Below are 15,380 nucleotides of genomic sequence, written 5' to 3' on the forward strand. Positions count from 1 at the left end.
CAAATTTGCTTGCGAGTCGCTGAACTTTGGTGCAATTTTAGAGTGTGGTAAGGTAGTTGGGTAGGGTCGTAAGTGGGGATGTTTCTTGGATTCATGGCGGCTGTTGTCTAAAGCGTGGCGCAGGTGAGAGATTAAAATATAAAAGCGTTAGCCCTGGCCAACACTCTTACAGATACGCGAAGAAACTAAGCCACAACTTAATTAAGAAGTAACATAGTGGGATTAAAACAATTAACGCAACACAACCGAACTGATCCCCATCAAACACCGGTTTATTATTCATTATCTCCACCCCCACTTTAGGTTTTGGATGCAACGCCAATAGCTGTTTAATTTTATCATAGCATTAGTGATTTCTTGAAACATAATTTAACAGGCTTTTGCGAATGCTACGTATCTAAATGATGTTGTGCTGATAAGCAAATTTTTATGAATTTGGACGCATCAAAATTTAGGTATTTCATTATAGAACGGATAGTACTTACAGGGAACAGGCACTAACGACCAAAAGGAAACGGCATAAGACGAAAGGAGTTCGGGTATGCAACCAACATTTAAACAAGGCTATATCGATATTCAAGACGCCACCCAAAACAATCTGCACCACGTGAGTCTCCGGGTGCCCAAGTATCAGACAACGGTGTTTGTCGGGCTATCGGGGTCCGGCAAGTCTTCCCTAGTATTCGACACGATTGCGGCGGCATCGCGACGGGAACTTAACGAGACTTTTCCCAGCTTCACCCAACAGTATTTACCAAAGTACGGACAGCCACACGTGGGGCACATCGATCATCTGCCGGTGGCCATCGTCATTGCCCAGCAGCGACTGGGCAAGAATGCACGGTCTACGTTGGCGACCTATACCGGGATCTACTCGTTGTTGCGGTTGCTATTCTCGCGAATCGGCAAGCCGTTCATCGGGTATTCCGACAGCTTTTCCTTTAACCTACCGCAGGGGATGTGTCCGGCCTGTCAGGGGCTCGGTTACGTCGACGACATCGATGAAAGCAAGCTGATCGACCCGGAGAAGTCGCTCAATCAAGGGGCGATTACCTTCGTCAGCTTCGGACCAGACACCTGGCGCTGGCGGCGTTATGCGACGAGTGGGCTGTTTGATGATGACAAGCCCATCAAGGATTACACGGCCGAAGAATACGAGTTATTGATGCACGCACCGCAACAGACGTTGAAGCATCCGGGCGAAGGCTTTCCCCGCACGGCGCTGTACGAGGGGGTCGTGCCGCGAATTCGGCGGTCGGTTATCGGCAAAAAGGAAGCTGAACACCATCGCGATGCCATTGCGGCCATCGTCACGCGTAAGCCGTGCCCCGTCTGTCACGGCACGCGGTTGAAGCCGGAAGTCTTGACGAACCATATCAACGGCCAGAATATTGCCGAGGTATCCGCGATGGATTTGCGCCACGTATTGGCCTTTTTGCGGGCGATTACCGCACCGCTGGCGACCGACGTGGTGCGGGAGTTGACCACCAAGATTCAGTCGCTGGTCGATATTGGTCTAGGATATTTGACGCTCGATCGGGGCACTAGCACGCTGTCCGGCGGGGAAGCGCAACGTATCAAGATTGCCAAGTACTTGACGAGTGCGCTGGTCGACATGGTCTACATTCTGGATGAACCCAGTGTGGGCCTACATCCGCACGACATTCAGCTGATCAAGCAGGCACTGACGAAATTAAAGGAGAAGGGCAACACCGTGCTAGTCGTCGAACACAATCCGGCGATGATCTCGTTTGCCGATTACGTGGTCGAAATGGGTCCACAGGCCGGTCAAGGCGGCGGAACGGTCACGTTTACCGGGACCTATCAGGAATTGCTGGACTCGGATACACTGACGGGCAACTGGTTGCGGCGGCCGCACGAATGGGGCCCCGAACGACCGGTCGAACACGTGCTGGCACTGCGACACGTCAACGAGAACAATTTGCAGGACGTGAGCGTGGACGTGCCATTAGGCGTGATGACGGTCATCTCCGGCGTTGCGGGTTCCGGGAAATCATCATTGGTCACGGCACTCAAACGGCAATTAAAGGAAGACTATATCGATTTGGCCCAGACGCCGGTCGGTATCAACATTCGCTCGACGCCGGCCACCTACCTGGGAATTCTGGACGAGATTCGAAAGCTCTTTAGCCAGGCGAACGGCCGCGTCGGCACCAGTATGTTCAGCTATAACGGCAAGGGCGCCTGCCCCCGGTGTAAGGGGAAGGGCGTTACCATCACCAACATGGCGTTCATGGACCCGGTCGTTCAGACCTGTGAGCTCTGCCATGGCAAACGTTATAGCGAGGAAGCCCTGCAGTATCACTACCAAGACAAGACGATTGCCGAAGTACTTCAGATGTCGGTGACGGCGGCTGCGGACTTCTTCCAGGACACACCGAAGCTGGCGCGTCAGTTGGGGAACTTGGACCGCGTCGGTCTGGGTTATTTGACGTTGGCCCAACCCCTGACGACGTTGTCGGGTGGTGAGCTCCAACGGTTGAAACTAGCCGTTGAATTGGGCAAGCAAGGAACCGTCTACCTGTTAGACGAACCCACGGCCGGCTTGCACCTGAAGGATACGGCGCGCCTGATGAAGTTATTCAACGACTTGGTCGCGGCGGGCAACTCCCTGATTATCATTGAGCACAACCTGGCAGTGATCAGTCAGGCAGATTGGCTGATTGACGTGGGTCCAGACGCCGGGCGTTACGGCGGGCATATCCAGTACAGCGGTACACCACGGGAAGCCATTACGCATGCGGATTCTCGGACTGGGGTGGCGCTGAAGGCTTGGTTGGGTGAGAACTAGATGAATCGGGGGCTTTTATAAAATTTAATATATTATTTCAGATAGAGCCTCCGCTTTTTTTAAAATCAGAGATGTATTTATTGACATTACACGTCAGACGAGATATAGTTAATCATGTAATAACAATGAATACACGAAGGGGGCCTCGTTTTGCGGCTCAATACCCGAATGAGTGATGCCATTCACACCTTGGCATTGCTCTCTATTAGAGAAAAGGAAAATCTAAGTAGTACGCAAATCGCTCAGAGCGTGAATACGAATCCCGTTTTGATCCGCCAGCTGGTGGGTGACCTCAAACAAGCTGGATTGGTAAGCACGCAGCGTGGTGTTTCCAAGATCACTTTATTGAAGGCACCGGAGGATATTTCGCTACTCGCAATTTATCAGGCAGTTGACGATCATCAGCTACTGAATGTTGATATTAATACGAATTTAAACTGTATCGTCGGTGGCAATATCCAATCTGTTCTTGGGGACTACTACCAAGAACTGACTGAAAAAGTAAAACAACAATTGGGTCAGACGACCCTTGCCGACATGATTGCTCAGATACTCGCGCAGGCTAATGCCAAGAAGGGACCCCTTATGAAAAAAATCGATTTAGCATTGCAGGAACTCCAAAAGGCTAACACGCAGGTCAAAGTCGTTCGGACCTTGCTGGACGGTGACTGGTTAGCATTGCATACGCTGACCACGACGGACGGTGTCCAGAGTGTGACCTTTGACGTTTTTCAATTCGCGGGTGATACGGTGCAAAAACAGCTGCATACTGCAACACCTTACTTGGAAACACCAACGCCCTCAGGTCACACACAATTAGATGGTCCCGTGATGATTGATGCCAACTTTAAGGCTGAGGAGACTCGGCAATTGGTTACGGACACGATTAATGCCACGCTCATGAATGGTCCCCATCTCGAACACGCTGATGCATACATGAGTGCGGACTATATCCAGCATCACGTTGGGATTCCCGATGGATTGGAAACCGTCAAGAAGGGGGTCCAGATGTTGAAGTCGGTCGGCAAAGAATCTATCTACACGGCAATCGATCACGTTATCGCCGATGGTAACTTCGCGCTAGCAATCTCCGAGGGCCATGCGGAGGGCATTGACAAGACCTACTACGATCTCTTCAGAGTAGAAGACAATCTAATCGCCGAGCACTGGGATATTGTCAATCCAGTGAAGTAGCAGATAGATACAATAATTCGAAACAACGCATCAGCTATTGATGGGATAGGTGATGCGTTGTTTAATAATGTAAGTTTTTTTAATGGAAGATATTGGTGAGAGTAGGCTGTAAAGAATCAAAGCAAGCGCCATGACTACTGAGCCTAAAGGTTATCCGGAGTTTCGACTAGTTGATGAGTCAAAATGAAGATTCACGAGAAAACTTATCGAATCATCATTGACAGCGCTTTCATAAATGGCGTACGATTAACCTTATTGAAGTTAGAAATCAGGTGATCGGGATGAACATCGTCATTGGTCTGATGCCCGCGTTATTTTGGGGGATTCTCCCCATTTGGATGCAGGGTAAAACCGGCGGCAATTGGACGGAACAACTGTTGGGAACCAGCGTGGGGGGCGTGATCAGCGCCATTGTTTTACAGCTCATTTTTCACTACGATTATAGCCTCACGGACTTCCTGCTGTACTTTGTTTCCGGAATCTGCTGGAGTATCGGGCAAGGCGGTCAGTACTGGGGTTACGGCGCACTGGGCGTCAATAATGCGGTGCCATTTTCTACGGCGCTTCAGATCATCGGGAACTCCCTGATTGGTGGCTGGGTCTTCGGCGAATGGGTCGGTTGGCACGACAGCGTGCTGGGCGTGATTGCCCTCCTGATTATTCTGGCAGGGGTCATGATCAGTAACGGTGTGATTCACGTGTCACGCAAGGACCTTGGCGCCTACGCCATGCTGGTGGTCACCTGTGTCGGTTATTGGGGGTATTCTGGGTTTCCGCACTACACGGTAGCCAAGGGGCTCAACGGTTTCCTTCCACAGACACTGGGGATGATGGCCGGCGCCTTGACGATCTACGTTATCGGTCGCAAACGGATTCCGGGGCAAGATCCCTGGGGCCTGCGCAACATCACCTCGGGGTTCATCTTCGCCGTGGCGGCGGGGACTTACCTGATGTCGTTGAGTTTAAATGGGCTGGTCAACGGTTTTGTTTTGACCCAACTGAACGTGGTGGTTGCCACCCTGCTCGGCGTGATCGTCCTGAAGGAAGCTAACCTGAAGCAATTGGTGCCTAAGGCGATTGGTCTGGCAATTCTGATTGGTGGAGCCGTGATGATGGTCCACATCTAATAGAACAGTTTGTCTTGAATTTTAGTAAAGGGTGGGCTGGTGCTCATCCTTTTTTGGCGACAAAATTTACCACCTGAGACTATCTTTTTGATAAAAGTATAGTCCCAGGTGGTAAAAATACTTTATTTTCAAAACGTACGTTCCCCATTTCAACGAAATATGCTATGATTATGGAACGACTTTTAACGTAGAAGGGAAATGTTTTTCATGGCAACCACGCTCCTTACACCGGCGCAGAACCGGTTCCTCCAATTGACCCAGCCCGCGTTGGCCTTACCAGAACTGACCCGCGTTCTGCCGTTATTACGCGAGCATCCAACAGTCAAGGATACTAGTGACTTTTTGACGCGGTCGGCGCGCGAGGTCATCACCGAACAGCGGGTGGACTGGCTGGTAACCGGGAGCCTGGCGTGGAAACTCTTGGCGCGGTTACCTTACGCCATCAATCCCAGCGAGAATCGCACCGACTGGCACCACTGTGCGCTGTGCCACAAGCCGGTCCGCTACGAATACCACGTGGTGTTGCGGGCGACCGACCATGAAATTCTGGTTGGCTCGGAGTGCGTGAAGAAGTTTATGAGTGATGAAATGCAATATCTGATGGCCATTACCACCGAGGATAACTTCCACGCGGTGGCTCAGTACGATGCACTCACGGACCACTATCCAGTGGTACCGGAGATTCTGTGGACCAAAGACGCCCTGCCTAATCTGCCACAGCAGCACCGTAGACGGCAACGGTGGGTCCATAACGGGACGAAATCCACGGTTACAGGTTACTTACGCCACCGGTCGCAGACGCTGCCAGACGAGCAGTTAGCACCGTATTTGACGGAGTACGATCAGCTTCAAACGGCGGATCGAGATGCCGCGACGGCTGTGGCTGTACAGGTTCAAGCTAAGCGACGACAGGAACAGGACCTCGCGGCTAAGGAAGAACAGGCGGCGTGGGAGGCGGCCAACACCGCGCAGTCCACGGCGGAACGTCAACTGCGAGATTCCGCAGATTATCGTCAGTATTTGACGGCGGTCGCGGGACTTCTGACGCAACACCTGACCTTGGCTGTTTTCAAGCAGGAACTGGCAGCAATTAAGATGCCAGTCGCGCTGCGCAAACTGGTCAATTCCTATCAGTTGGGTGTGATGGCCACGGAATTTGCCCGGACCGGTCAGATCAAGGCCGCCCGGCTACAGATTGTTCCCCGGTATTTGGTGGCGGACCTGAACCGGATTACGCGCCGGCTGGCGGCGCAACGTCAACGCGATTGGGATGATGATGTCTTCAACGCAGCGGTGGGGTTTGACTTGACCACGGCGCAGCGACAGGAACGGTTGGCTCGCCTGCAACAGACGTGGGAGGGGCGGCAGGTACCGGATGCAGTCTATCCCCAGTTGGCAACGCTCAGGGCACAACTGACGGCCGGACATGCTTTGCCGGCGACTTGGCCGGCTACGCTGACGCAGGCTTTCCAGCAACGTCTCGCCCAGCAGCCGGCGACCGGGTGGGTACCAGCGCGGAAGAATCACGTGACCCCGCGGCAATTACGGCAACTCGTTCACGGGGGTGACGACCTGATAACGGTTACAACCGCTTATCATCGACTGTATGCCTTACCCGCGGCGACGGAGGCGGTGACGTTATCAGCCCTCCACCAGTATTATCTACGCGTTCAGGATCAGCAGAAGGGCCGGTCTACCGTGACGCAACGGCTAGTTGACGAGCTTTTAAAATCACAAGATTAACTGATAACGGTCCCAGTGATAGGGCCGTTTTTTTGTGGATTTTTGCTAAAATATTAGCCAGGTCAATGACGATGGGGCGACATGCCTTATCACCTGACTAATTTTTAGCCACATCTGTCAAAATGCTGACAAATTAGCGGTAAAATAAGTTTCCCTAACTAACTAGTTAGCGGTTACATGCCCTGATATAACGGTTTTTATAGCAAAATTGCATTTTTTTTAAAAAAGTTTCACTTTTTATCAAAAAAACTATTTACAGGCAGACCTTCCCACGCTATAATGAACTTGTTACATATTTAGTAAAGCGTAACTACCGACTAGGAGGCGGTTACGAAATGATTCCCCATTAACTAAGTGAAGCCAGTCTTTGCGGTGACTAGTGGTTAAGGGGCATCGGAAATTATTAAATATATCTGTTGTTGGGACTTTGAGGGATTTAAACACAAAATGAGGGGTGCTTAATTATGAAGAAGACAGTAAGCAGTATTTTATTAGCAAGTGCATTATTATTGGGGGCCATTGCACCAGTTACGGCCAACGCGGCAACTACAGGTTCAGGTGTAACGACGAGTACCGTCCACTTCGACAAGCCAGATCCCAACACTAAGCCAGTTGACCCAGACAATCCTGGTACGCCAGTTGATCCAAGCAATCCTGGTGGTAACGGTGGTGCTACCGTATCAGGGGATTTAACTTTCCTGTATGTATCTAACAGCATTGACTTCGGTTCAGCTGCAACACCACTGAAGGCACAAACTGACGGTACAACTCAAACTATCAACGATGGCAGCAAGAACGCCGATGGTTCTACTAACGTTGTGACAGTATCTAATGAAGCCTTTGCTACTAACAAAAACCTGATTTCTGAAGTTTCTGATACGCGTGGTAATAACGCTGGTTGGACGGTTCAAGTGAACAGTTCACCATTAACTGATTCCAAAGTTGGTGACCTTAAAGGCGCTACGCTTGATTTAAACGGTGTCGGAGCTGATGTTAGGAACTCGGCTGTTGCAGACGGTTCAACGATTGACAAGGCCGATACAGGTGCGTTGGCACTCGATGGTACGCCAGGTACTATTTACTCTGCTAAGACCGGTAACGGTGCTGGTGTGACTACTATGCAATTGGATCCTTCTAAAGTTACTTTGAGCGTTCCTACCAACGTAGCAACTGGTACTTACACTGGTAAATTAAACTGGACCTTGAGCGACACCCCAGGTGCTTAATTATCAAAATGCGATGAAAGGTGTCCATTCTGTGCGAATGAACACCTTTTTGCTTATGAATGTAGTATTATAAGGATATTATAGGCGTTGCATTAACTAGGGTAAGGCAGAGGTGTAGGGATGTTAGGACTTAAGCGGATTCGGTTAATTTTGCTGGCAGTAGTGGGACTTATTTGTGGCGGGTTATTTTCATTAGGGGATAACGTAAAAGCAGCTTCGAATAATGTTGGTTACAGTGTTTCCGCAAAGTTACCAAGTAATCAAATCAATAAACAGAATTCTTTCTTCGATTTGAGAATGAATTCTAATCAGACGGAAAAGCTTCAGGTTAAGGTTTATAACGTTACAAATGAGGATATCACTGTTAAGACGGCAATTCATACAGCTTGGACCAGTTCAGCTGGTACAATCAACTATGTGACATCGACCAAGACTTTTGATCCCTCATTACGCTATAAAATGAGTGACATTACAAAGATCCAAGGGAAGAGCACAATCACTGTTCCTGCTAAGAGTTCCAAGACAGTTACGGCTAACGTTAAGATTCCCAAGACTAACTTTAATGGCGTAATTCTCGGTGGTTGGTATTTCCAACGGACCGACAGCAAGGTTACCGGTACCGTTAAGGGTGCAGGCAATATGAAGAGTCAATACTCCTATGTTATTGGGATGAAGTATACGTTGGGTAAAGTTCCCAACCCATCAATGAGTTTGGGTAAGGTTGGCGCGGGGTTAAGTAACTATCACCGAGGGGTTATTGCAGATGTTCGTAATACAACTGCAGTGATGATTCCTAACCTCAAGACGACTACAACAATTACCAATCGTGACGGTGGTAAGGTTGTGCAAAAGGCTAAACAAGAAAATGTTCAGATGGCGCCTAACACAACGTACGCTTACCCAATGCTTTACGGGAAGACGGCGCTGGAAGCAGGGCATTACCATCTCCACATGGTTGTGAAGAATACGGATCATGAGTGGGTATTCGATCGTGACTTTACAATTACTAAGGCCCAAGCCAACAAGTATAACAAGAATTCAGTAGATAATCAGGGCCCTAATATCTGGTTACTAGTCGGACTCGGTGCATTAGCAATGTTAATCTTGGTACTCCTGATTCTGTTGATTATTTACCTGATTCGGCGTAAGCGACGTAAGGATGAAGAAGAGGAAGAGAAGTAACAGAGGCAGTCTCGAAGGGAGGCGGCGGTCATGAAGAAGATCATTAGGCGACTTGTGGCAGTGGTTGCGGTAGCACTAGGTCTTGGTTTTGGAACCACGGCGTTTGCCGAGTCTACAGACAGTGGGAACATGGGTAGTACCAGCATGGGGATTACGATTGTGAATAACAATCCCCATGACAATGGATCTGGTGGGAACACCAGCACTGGCACGGACAGTGGCGGTAATGGTGATGCTGTGGATCCAAATAGTCCTGGCAAGCAGCCAGCAGTTACCAATGGTGGCGACGGAGATACAGTCAATGAAGATATCCCCAGCGGTCACAATCCCACGACCAGTGTCACCAGCGGCCATAGCGCAGCCAATAAACCGGCTGGGGCCGTTGCAAGTGTCGTTCACTCCGGTACAGCTGATCTCGTTGCGGGACGGTTGCCACAAACTGGTGAATCACAGGTGTTCTTAGCCAGCGTCTTTGGCTTGTTCCTGTTGATTGCAATCACCTTGTTGGCCGTCGTTCGGTGGCAAGCACGGTTGCTCCGTGAGAACAAATAAAATTGATTTTTGACCATAACGGTGTTGTCTGCGGGCGACGCCGTTTTTTGTCGAATGAACCTGAAAAAACGGGGCCGCCCGCAGGTAGTCCCGTTTGTGTATTCCTATAGTAAGCTAAGCAAGGTATCGGTCTTTTGAAGTGAGACTTAGGCCTTGGATAGCAGAGCCATAATGGCTTCTAATAACATCCCCACTGCCATGCCGTACATGGCCAACATATCTTGATGAAAGACGACTAGCAACAATACGATTAGGTAGAAGATGACGGCAAGCATGCGCCAATATTTATGCTGCATTACAGGGCGACAATCTTTCCTACAGCGATTGGTAAGGTCACGTGGGTGGAGTAGTGGCCGACCGCACCAGCCACCGTATCTGGCAGGGCAACGTCGTCGGTTACGCCGTGAATGTAGATGACCCGCTTGTCCAGGGCCAACTCGCTATCGTCAAAGGTTGCCTTGAATTGGGCATCGAGGGCGGCTAACGGCACGACCTTCGTGTAGGCGAAGTAGCCATTCGCGTCCGAAACGGGGTAGTTATCGTTGGGAATGTTCATCTCGTGGGGTGCCGCATCGAAGGGCACCATGGTCGTCCCAGAAACGGCGCCAGTCTCGGGGAGGTCAACGAAACCATCGTGGTTGACGTCCTGGGCACTCGTGGCGATGGCGGCGTCCTTGCCATCTGGGAAGCCGTGGAAATGTTCCCAGTGTTGGAGATTGGCGGGCGTATCGAACATTTCAATATTGATAGTCAACTGATCACCGTTGATGGTGAAGAGCGCTGACCCGTGAGCCGCCGTGCCAATGGCCTGTTCGTTAAGTGGCACGATGTTTGCTTGATAGATTTTCATGATGTAATGACCTCCTCGAAGTGATGAGTCTAGTGTATAATAAAAGGCAAAATAAAAAAATTGATAATTGTCAAGAAAGGAGAAAAAGATGACTCATGATCCGTTTAAATGCGTTCAGAACGCGCCCATCTTCAAGGGGCTGGCCGATGCCGACATTGCCGAGCTCGCCAAGATCTCCGTTCACCAACAGGTCTTCAAGCGGGGGAGTGTCCTCTACGATCCGACCCAGCCGTTAGACCGCATGCTGATTATTGATGAAGGCCGCGTTAAGGTCTACCAGCTTAACGAGAACGGTAAGGAAAAGGTCCTTTATATGCTACGCGACGGGGCAATTGACAGCGAAGCCGCGCTGTTTACCCAACGTCCACATTTCAACTACGCTGAAGCCGTTGCGGATACTAAGATCTGTTCGATTGGCCGCGCGGACTTCCAGGCGTTACTTCACCGGGTGCCGACCGTGGCCTTCAATCTCCTGAATATTCTGGGGGACCGGCTGACGGCATTGGAGTCCGTCAGTGCGCTCACCGGTAATCTAAAGGCCAAGAACCGCGTGTTGGCGTATCTCCAGCAAGTCGGTCAGGAACAGCGGGCCACCCAATTCACGTTACCGGAAAAGAAGAAAGAACTCGCCAGCTTCTTAGGTATCACGCCGGAAACCTTGAGCCGGCAACTCAAGCAGTTAGTGGCGGACGGTCTGTTACAGATCGACGGTCGCCAGATTACCTTAATTCAAGAATAACGTGTTGTGTCGTCAGAAATCCCCACCGGATTCTGACGACTTTTTTTGACGGGGAATGGTGGACTAACCGTGCTTTGGTGGTGTTTAGCGGGTAGCCTCACGATCACAGCCAGCCACTTGCCGCCACCAAGACTTGCCAAGTTCTAGTTTTAATGTTACAGTGTACTAGTAAAATATAACACTAGGGAGGCGACCGAACGTGAAATTTGACGATAAGGTCCCCATTTACTATCAAATCAAGAATCACCTGTACCACGAAATGATGACCGGTCAGCTGGCGCCAGGGGAGAAATTGCCAGCCGTTCGCCAACTAGCAGTGGACTTGACGGTCAACGTCAACACCGTTCAGCGCGCACTCGGGGAAATGATCACGGAGGGGATTATCACGTCCCAGCGGGGGAAAGGCAACTTCGTCACGACGGAGACGCCACGCATTACACAGTTAAAGGAGCACTTAATCATGGAGCAATTGGAACGGGCCTATGAGCAGTTACACGCTTTGAATTTATCGGATGAAGAAATCATTGCGAGTCTGAAACAATACATTGCACAAAGGGGGCAACAGGATGACTAATGTTTTAGCAATCAATCAAGTCGGTTACAAGCACAATTTTAAGACGATTCTACACGACGTTGACCTGACCCTTGAAACCGGTAAGATCATCGGTCTACTGGGTGAAAATGGCGCCGGTAAGACGACGCTGATGCGGTTGATCACGGGGAGTGCCAAGGGCTCCGGAACCATCGCCGTTTGTGGTGACACGTCCACCGCCCATCACAAGAGCCACGTTAGCTTCACCGAACAGCTCCGAGGCTTTGCGGCTAGCACGCGGGTGGATCGCGTGGCGGACTTCTACCGCACGGTCTACCCGGACTTCGACGGCGCCCGTTTTGAAGAGATGGTAACTTTCCTTCAGATCGATACCAGCCTGAAGCTGGCCGCCCTGTCCAAGGGGATGAAGGAAAAGGTGATCATCGCCTTGACCCTCGCCCGGCAGGTCAACCTGTATCTGTTGGACGAACCGTTCAGCGGCATCGATAGTATGAGTCGTAAGCGGATCATCAGTAGTATTTTGAAATGGAAACCGGCCGATGCCACGATGGTCATCAGCGACCACTACGTTTCCGAGATCGCACCGATTTTAGACGAGGTCGTTATCGTGAAGGACCAGACCGTCTACGCCCACAAGGAAAGCGACGCAATCCGTGAGGAGTTTGGCCTGAGCATCGAGGACTACTACGAGAGCTTGTATACAGAAACAGAAGGAGGTGCCGACCGTGACTAAATTTACAGCATTATTGAAGGTGATGAGCCGCGACCGTTTCCGCCTGATTAACTGGCTACTCGTGGCAGACATTGCTGTGGTGGCCGCCACCCTACTATGGAGCTTTGTGCGGCAGGGAATCCAACCGGGGGAAACCTTCGGCGTGGCTCTGGCCTGGTCCATGGTGGCCTTCGCCATCGCCTTTGTCCTGTTGTCCGTCCGGATCGAACGAGTCTACACGCGGGATACATACCGGCTTTTGCCGCTGGGCGACACCAAGCTTTATCTGACGAACCTGTTCTCATCGTTCGTGATGTTCATCTACTTTGGGATTATCCAACTGATTATCTACCTGATCACGGAGGCCGTGGATAACACCTATCTGACAGGTATGTTGCGGATTATGAGTGGCCCCAGTTACACCACGATGGAGGCTGCTAAGATCTGTGTGGGGATGTTGATTATGGGCTTGTCGCTGGTGATCCTGGGATGGACGACTATTTCGTTGGTTCACCTGGTCATCAGTGCGACCAATAACTTCCTGCCAAATGCGAGTCGGCGGTTGATCAACGTGGTTCTCTACATCATCGTGATCTACCTGGTCGTACGGGTCATTGGCTTCCTGTTCTATGAATTCAATAACTTTGGCCAGCTGATCGACGGCGGTGGGACCACCCACTTCCTGATTAACATTCTGGGTGTCCTGGTGGTGGCCGCGATTGAAGCCGTCCTGAACATCTTTATTCTGAAAAAATGGGTCGAAACGACACCCAACTAATTTAGCATGATCAGCGAAATAGAAGACAATCGTCAGGTTTCTCGTTATGATGAGGGGCCTGACTTTTTTAGTAGACTGATGAGCGATCATCACAGTTTTGAGAGTTCATCCATGAGCAGCTAAAACGAAAGTCTTGGGGATTTAGCAAAATTGTGAGACAGAATCCGATATTTTTACATTAGTAGTAATAGGGGGGGCAATAGTGGCCAGTAAAAAAGCCCAGCCTTATTCAGACTGGGTTTCCACTGTGACGGGTGATTTTGACCGCAGACTACCCACGGAGATGATGAGGGAAACGATGACGAGCGGCCAACTCAGACCGTAGAAATACAGGGCAAAATTGCCGGTGTCGCTCGGTTTAAAGAAGTCGAGGATCGATAGCCCGGCTACGGTACTGATAGCCACGAGCAGGCCAAACATGGCCAATTGGCAGAGTAGACCGCCGTACGTGGAGAAACGGTACTTGTGGATGATGGCGCTGTCGGTGTCGATGCTGTCGAGGCCGTAGAGCGTTTCGTTGAGCGTGGGGTTGTCGTAGCCCACGTAGAGGGTGATCAGCAGCAGGCCCAGCAGGTAGCTGCCGACCCATGGAATCAACAGGAGAATTTGGCCGACCATCAGGCTGATCAGGCTGTCGTGGCGGGCGCGGCGAGCATCGTGGTGGCCGAGCAGGTTGAAGAGGGTGAAGCCCGTTTCGAATCCCAGCAGGTACACGGCAAAGACGGCGTACATCCCGGCCTTTCCCAGGTAGAAATAAGCGAAGAAACTGTTGAACAGCAGGACCATACTGACGAGAAAGCCCCGGTTGAGGAGCCGCATCTTGTAGCTCGGCAGGACGTGCCAGTCGGCAATCAGCTCGATGATTAGAATCACCAGTGCGATGCCGATGATGGTCAGAATCAGCCAGCTGGAAATGTTGACGGATGCCTTACGTAGCGTGGTCAGGACGGCGATGACGCCGAAGAAGATCACGGAGAGCACCCAGCGCCAAGTCTGCGAGAGACCGTGAACGTGGTGCGGCGATTCTTGATAGAAGTCGCTGGTGAAGTTATTTAACAGGAGGCCGCCGGGTAACGCTATCAGGTAAAGCAGACCCAGCAGGACAAAGGTCAGTGTGTAGTTGAATTTAGCCAGCACATCGGCACCAACGATCAGGGCTAGAATAGCAAAAATCAACCAGTAGAGGTGTTTCATTTTAAAGTCAGCGGTGTGGGTCAGGTGGAGCTTGACGGTTAGAAAATACGGCCAGATGGTGGCGGCGCTGTAGCCCCACAATAAGCTACCGATAATCAACCAGCCGAGATGGGCGGTGATGGCGAAGATCAGGCTGCCGGCCGCGCCAAGGGTCAGGCTGAGAATCAGGTAGGTGCTCGCGCGCAGGTTCAGGCGCTTGGTGTAGAAGATACTGGCCGCCCGGGAGATGTAGAAGGCTACGAGGGCGATCAGATAGGTCTCACTCTGGGTCTGTTGCCACTTGGCCAGGATGAGGACGTAGGGTAGGATGATACCGATGTTTGCCAGAAAGTTCAGCGTGCCTACGGAAAAATCGATGCCACTTTGTTTGAGTCGGGTCACGGGAAAGGGTCCCTCTTTCGTTTCAAGTTTGTTCCAGTATACCAAACTTTCCCCCAATGTTTGCCCCACGCGTTTGGCAGGGAGTAAATAGTGTTTTGGCAGCGCCTTACCGGGTGGGGTGGATTTAGCCCGTGCCAAGGCGTGACCAACATCTGGGGTCGTTGGTATACTGGATTGTTCGTTATCCTGTTGCATGCATATAAATTCAACATAAATAGGGTCAACAGCGAACTGTCGACCCTACAAGAATTGTAAATTTTGGTTCTATGTCAACTGTTGTTGGTAATTCTATTTATAAAGTTGTCTAATCCATTGAGATTAGGCAATTTTTTTGAGT

14 protein-coding genes are annotated in these 15,380 nt (G+C 50.7%); 11 read left to right on the forward strand and 3 right to left on the reverse strand.

The genetic code is table 11. The annotated features are described in order from the left end of the window. Positions 1 to 541: 541 nt before the first annotated feature. The 7 genes from EKM73_RS07100 (at position 542) to EKM73_RS07130 (ending at position 9,836) form a co-directional block, all read left to right on the forward strand. Positions 542 to 2,812: an ATP-binding cassette domain-containing protein gene (locus EKM73_RS07100; protein ID WP_125701269.1), complete on the forward strand. Its 2,271-nt coding sequence runs from the start codon at positions 542 to 544 to the stop codon at positions 2,810 to 2,812. Positions 2,813 to 2,980: 168 nt separating this feature from the next. Then, positions 2,981 to 4,006, forward strand: coding sequence for an Rrf2 family transcriptional regulator (locus EKM73_RS07105; RefSeq protein WP_125701270.1), 1,026 nt, complete (start codon positions 2,981 to 2,983; stop codon positions 4,004 to 4,006). A gap of 281 nt (positions 4,007 to 4,287) precedes the next feature. After that, positions 4,288 to 5,133, forward strand: a complete 846-nt coding sequence (locus tag EKM73_RS07110; RefSeq protein WP_125701271.1) for a GRP family sugar transporter — start codon at positions 4,288 to 4,290, stop codon at positions 5,131 to 5,133. 207 nt (positions 5,134 to 5,340) lie between these two features. Then, a complete protein-coding gene (locus tag EKM73_RS07115) occupies positions 5,341 to 6,876 on the forward strand; it encodes a hypothetical protein (RefSeq protein ID WP_125701272.1) in 1,536 nt (511 codons plus the stop codon). A 464-nt stretch (positions 6,877 to 7,340) separates the two neighbouring features. Beyond that, positions 7,341 to 8,102, forward strand: coding sequence for a WxL domain-containing protein (locus EKM73_RS07120; RefSeq protein WP_125701273.1), 762 nt, complete (start codon positions 7,341 to 7,343; stop codon positions 8,100 to 8,102). A 120-nt stretch (positions 8,103 to 8,222) separates the two neighbouring features. Next, positions 8,223 to 9,284 carry a DUF916 and DUF3324 domain-containing protein gene (locus EKM73_RS07125; protein ID WP_125701274.1) on the forward strand — a complete coding sequence of 354 codons (1,062 nt, stop codon included), beginning with the start codon at positions 8,223 to 8,225 and terminating at the stop codon, positions 9,282 to 9,284. Between the two features lie 30 nt (positions 9,285 to 9,314). After that, positions 9,315 to 9,836 (forward strand): LPXTG cell wall anchor domain-containing protein, encoded by a 522-nt coding sequence (locus EKM73_RS07130; RefSeq protein WP_125701275.1) that lies wholly within the window; start codon positions 9,315 to 9,317, stop codon positions 9,834 to 9,836. Between the two features lie 146 nt (positions 9,837 to 9,982). Here the strand turns inward: EKM73_RS07130 and EKM73_RS12765 are convergent, their stop codons facing one another. Together EKM73_RS12765 and EKM73_RS07135 are read right to left on the reverse strand one after the other, a co-directional pair. Continuing rightward, positions 9,983 to 10,132, reverse strand: coding sequence for a hypothetical protein (locus EKM73_RS12765; protein ID WP_164508884.1), 150 nt, complete (start codon positions 10,130 to 10,132; stop codon positions 9,983 to 9,985). Then, complete coding sequence (locus EKM73_RS07135) at positions 10,132 to 10,686, reverse strand: hypothetical protein (protein WP_125701276.1); 555 nt, start codon at positions 10,684 to 10,686, stop codon at positions 10,132 to 10,134. The genes EKM73_RS12765 and EKM73_RS07135 overlap by 1 nt, the downstream gene beginning before the upstream one ends. Positions 10,687 to 10,774: 88 nt before the next feature. On the opposite strand from EKM73_RS07135, the gene EKM73_RS07140 reads away from it, so the two are divergent. From EKM73_RS07140 to EKM73_RS07155, 4 genes are all read left to right on the forward strand, one after another. Continuing rightward, a complete protein-coding gene (locus tag EKM73_RS07140) occupies positions 10,775 to 11,425 on the forward strand; it encodes a Crp/Fnr family transcriptional regulator (protein ID WP_125701277.1) in 651 nt (216 codons plus the stop codon). A 199-nt stretch (positions 11,426 to 11,624) separates the two neighbouring features. Next, positions 11,625 to 11,999, forward strand: a complete 375-nt coding sequence (locus EKM73_RS07145) for a GntR family transcriptional regulator (RefSeq protein ID WP_125701278.1) — start codon at positions 11,625 to 11,627, stop codon at positions 11,997 to 11,999. Then, complete coding sequence (locus tag EKM73_RS07150; RefSeq protein ID WP_125701279.1) at positions 11,992 to 12,711, forward strand: ATP-binding cassette domain-containing protein; 720 nt, start codon at positions 11,992 to 11,994, stop codon at positions 12,709 to 12,711. Before EKM73_RS07145 ends, EKM73_RS07150 begins: the two co-directional genes overlap by 8 nt. Then, the gene (locus tag EKM73_RS07155) at positions 12,704 to 13,468 is read left to right on the forward strand and encodes an ABC transporter permease (RefSeq protein WP_125701280.1); all 765 of its coding nucleotides are present in this window, start codon (positions 12,704 to 12,706) and stop codon (positions 13,466 to 13,468) included. Before EKM73_RS07150 ends, EKM73_RS07155 begins: the two co-directional genes overlap by 8 nt. A gap of 225 nt (positions 13,469 to 13,693) precedes the next feature. Here EKM73_RS07155 and EKM73_RS07160 read toward each other — a convergent pair whose 3' ends face one another. Next, positions 13,694 to 15,043 (reverse strand): hypothetical protein, encoded by a 1,350-nt coding sequence (locus EKM73_RS07160; protein ID WP_125701285.1) that lies wholly within the window; start codon positions 15,041 to 15,043, stop codon positions 13,694 to 13,696. Positions 15,044 to 15,380: the final 337 nt, after the last annotated feature.

The organism is Levilactobacillus fuyuanensis (assembly GCF_003946395.1).
GTDB classification, from domain to species: domain Bacteria; phylum Bacillota; class Bacilli; order Lactobacillales; family Lactobacillaceae; genus Levilactobacillus; species Levilactobacillus fuyuanensis.

Coding starts and splice junctions, on each gene's coding strand:
- EKM73_RS07100 (WP_125701269.1), top strand. CDS start 542: ATGCAACCAACATTTAAACAAGGCTATATCGATATTCAAGACGCCACC.
- EKM73_RS07105 (WP_125701270.1), top strand. CDS start 2,981: ATGAGTGATGCCATTCACACCTTGGCATTGCTCTCTATTAGAGAAAAG.
- EKM73_RS07110 (WP_125701271.1), top strand. CDS start 4,288: ATGAACATCGTCATTGGTCTGATGCCCGCGTTATTTTGGGGGATTCTC.
- EKM73_RS07115 (WP_125701272.1), top strand. CDS start 5,341: ATGGCAACCACGCTCCTTACACCGGCGCAGAACCGGTTCCTCCAATTG.
- EKM73_RS07120 (WP_125701273.1), top strand. CDS start 7,341: ATGAAGAAGACAGTAAGCAGTATTTTATTAGCAAGTGCATTATTATTG.
- EKM73_RS07125 (WP_125701274.1), top strand. CDS start 8,223: ATGTTAGGACTTAAGCGGATTCGGTTAATTTTGCTGGCAGTAGTGGGA.
- EKM73_RS07130 (WP_125701275.1), top strand. CDS start 9,315: ATGAAGAAGATCATTAGGCGACTTGTGGCAGTGGTTGCGGTAGCACTA.
- EKM73_RS12765 (WP_164508884.1), bottom strand. CDS start 10,132: ATGCAGCATAAATATTGGCGCATGCTTGCCGTCATCTTCTACCTAATC.
- EKM73_RS07135 (WP_125701276.1), bottom strand. CDS start 10,686: ATGAAAATCTATCAAGCAAACATCGTGCCACTTAACGAACAGGCCATT.
- EKM73_RS07140 (WP_125701277.1), top strand. CDS start 10,775: ATGACTCATGATCCGTTTAAATGCGTTCAGAACGCGCCCATCTTCAAG.
- EKM73_RS07150 (WP_125701279.1), top strand. CDS start 11,992: ATGACTAATGTTTTAGCAATCAATCAAGTCGGTTACAAGCACAATTTT.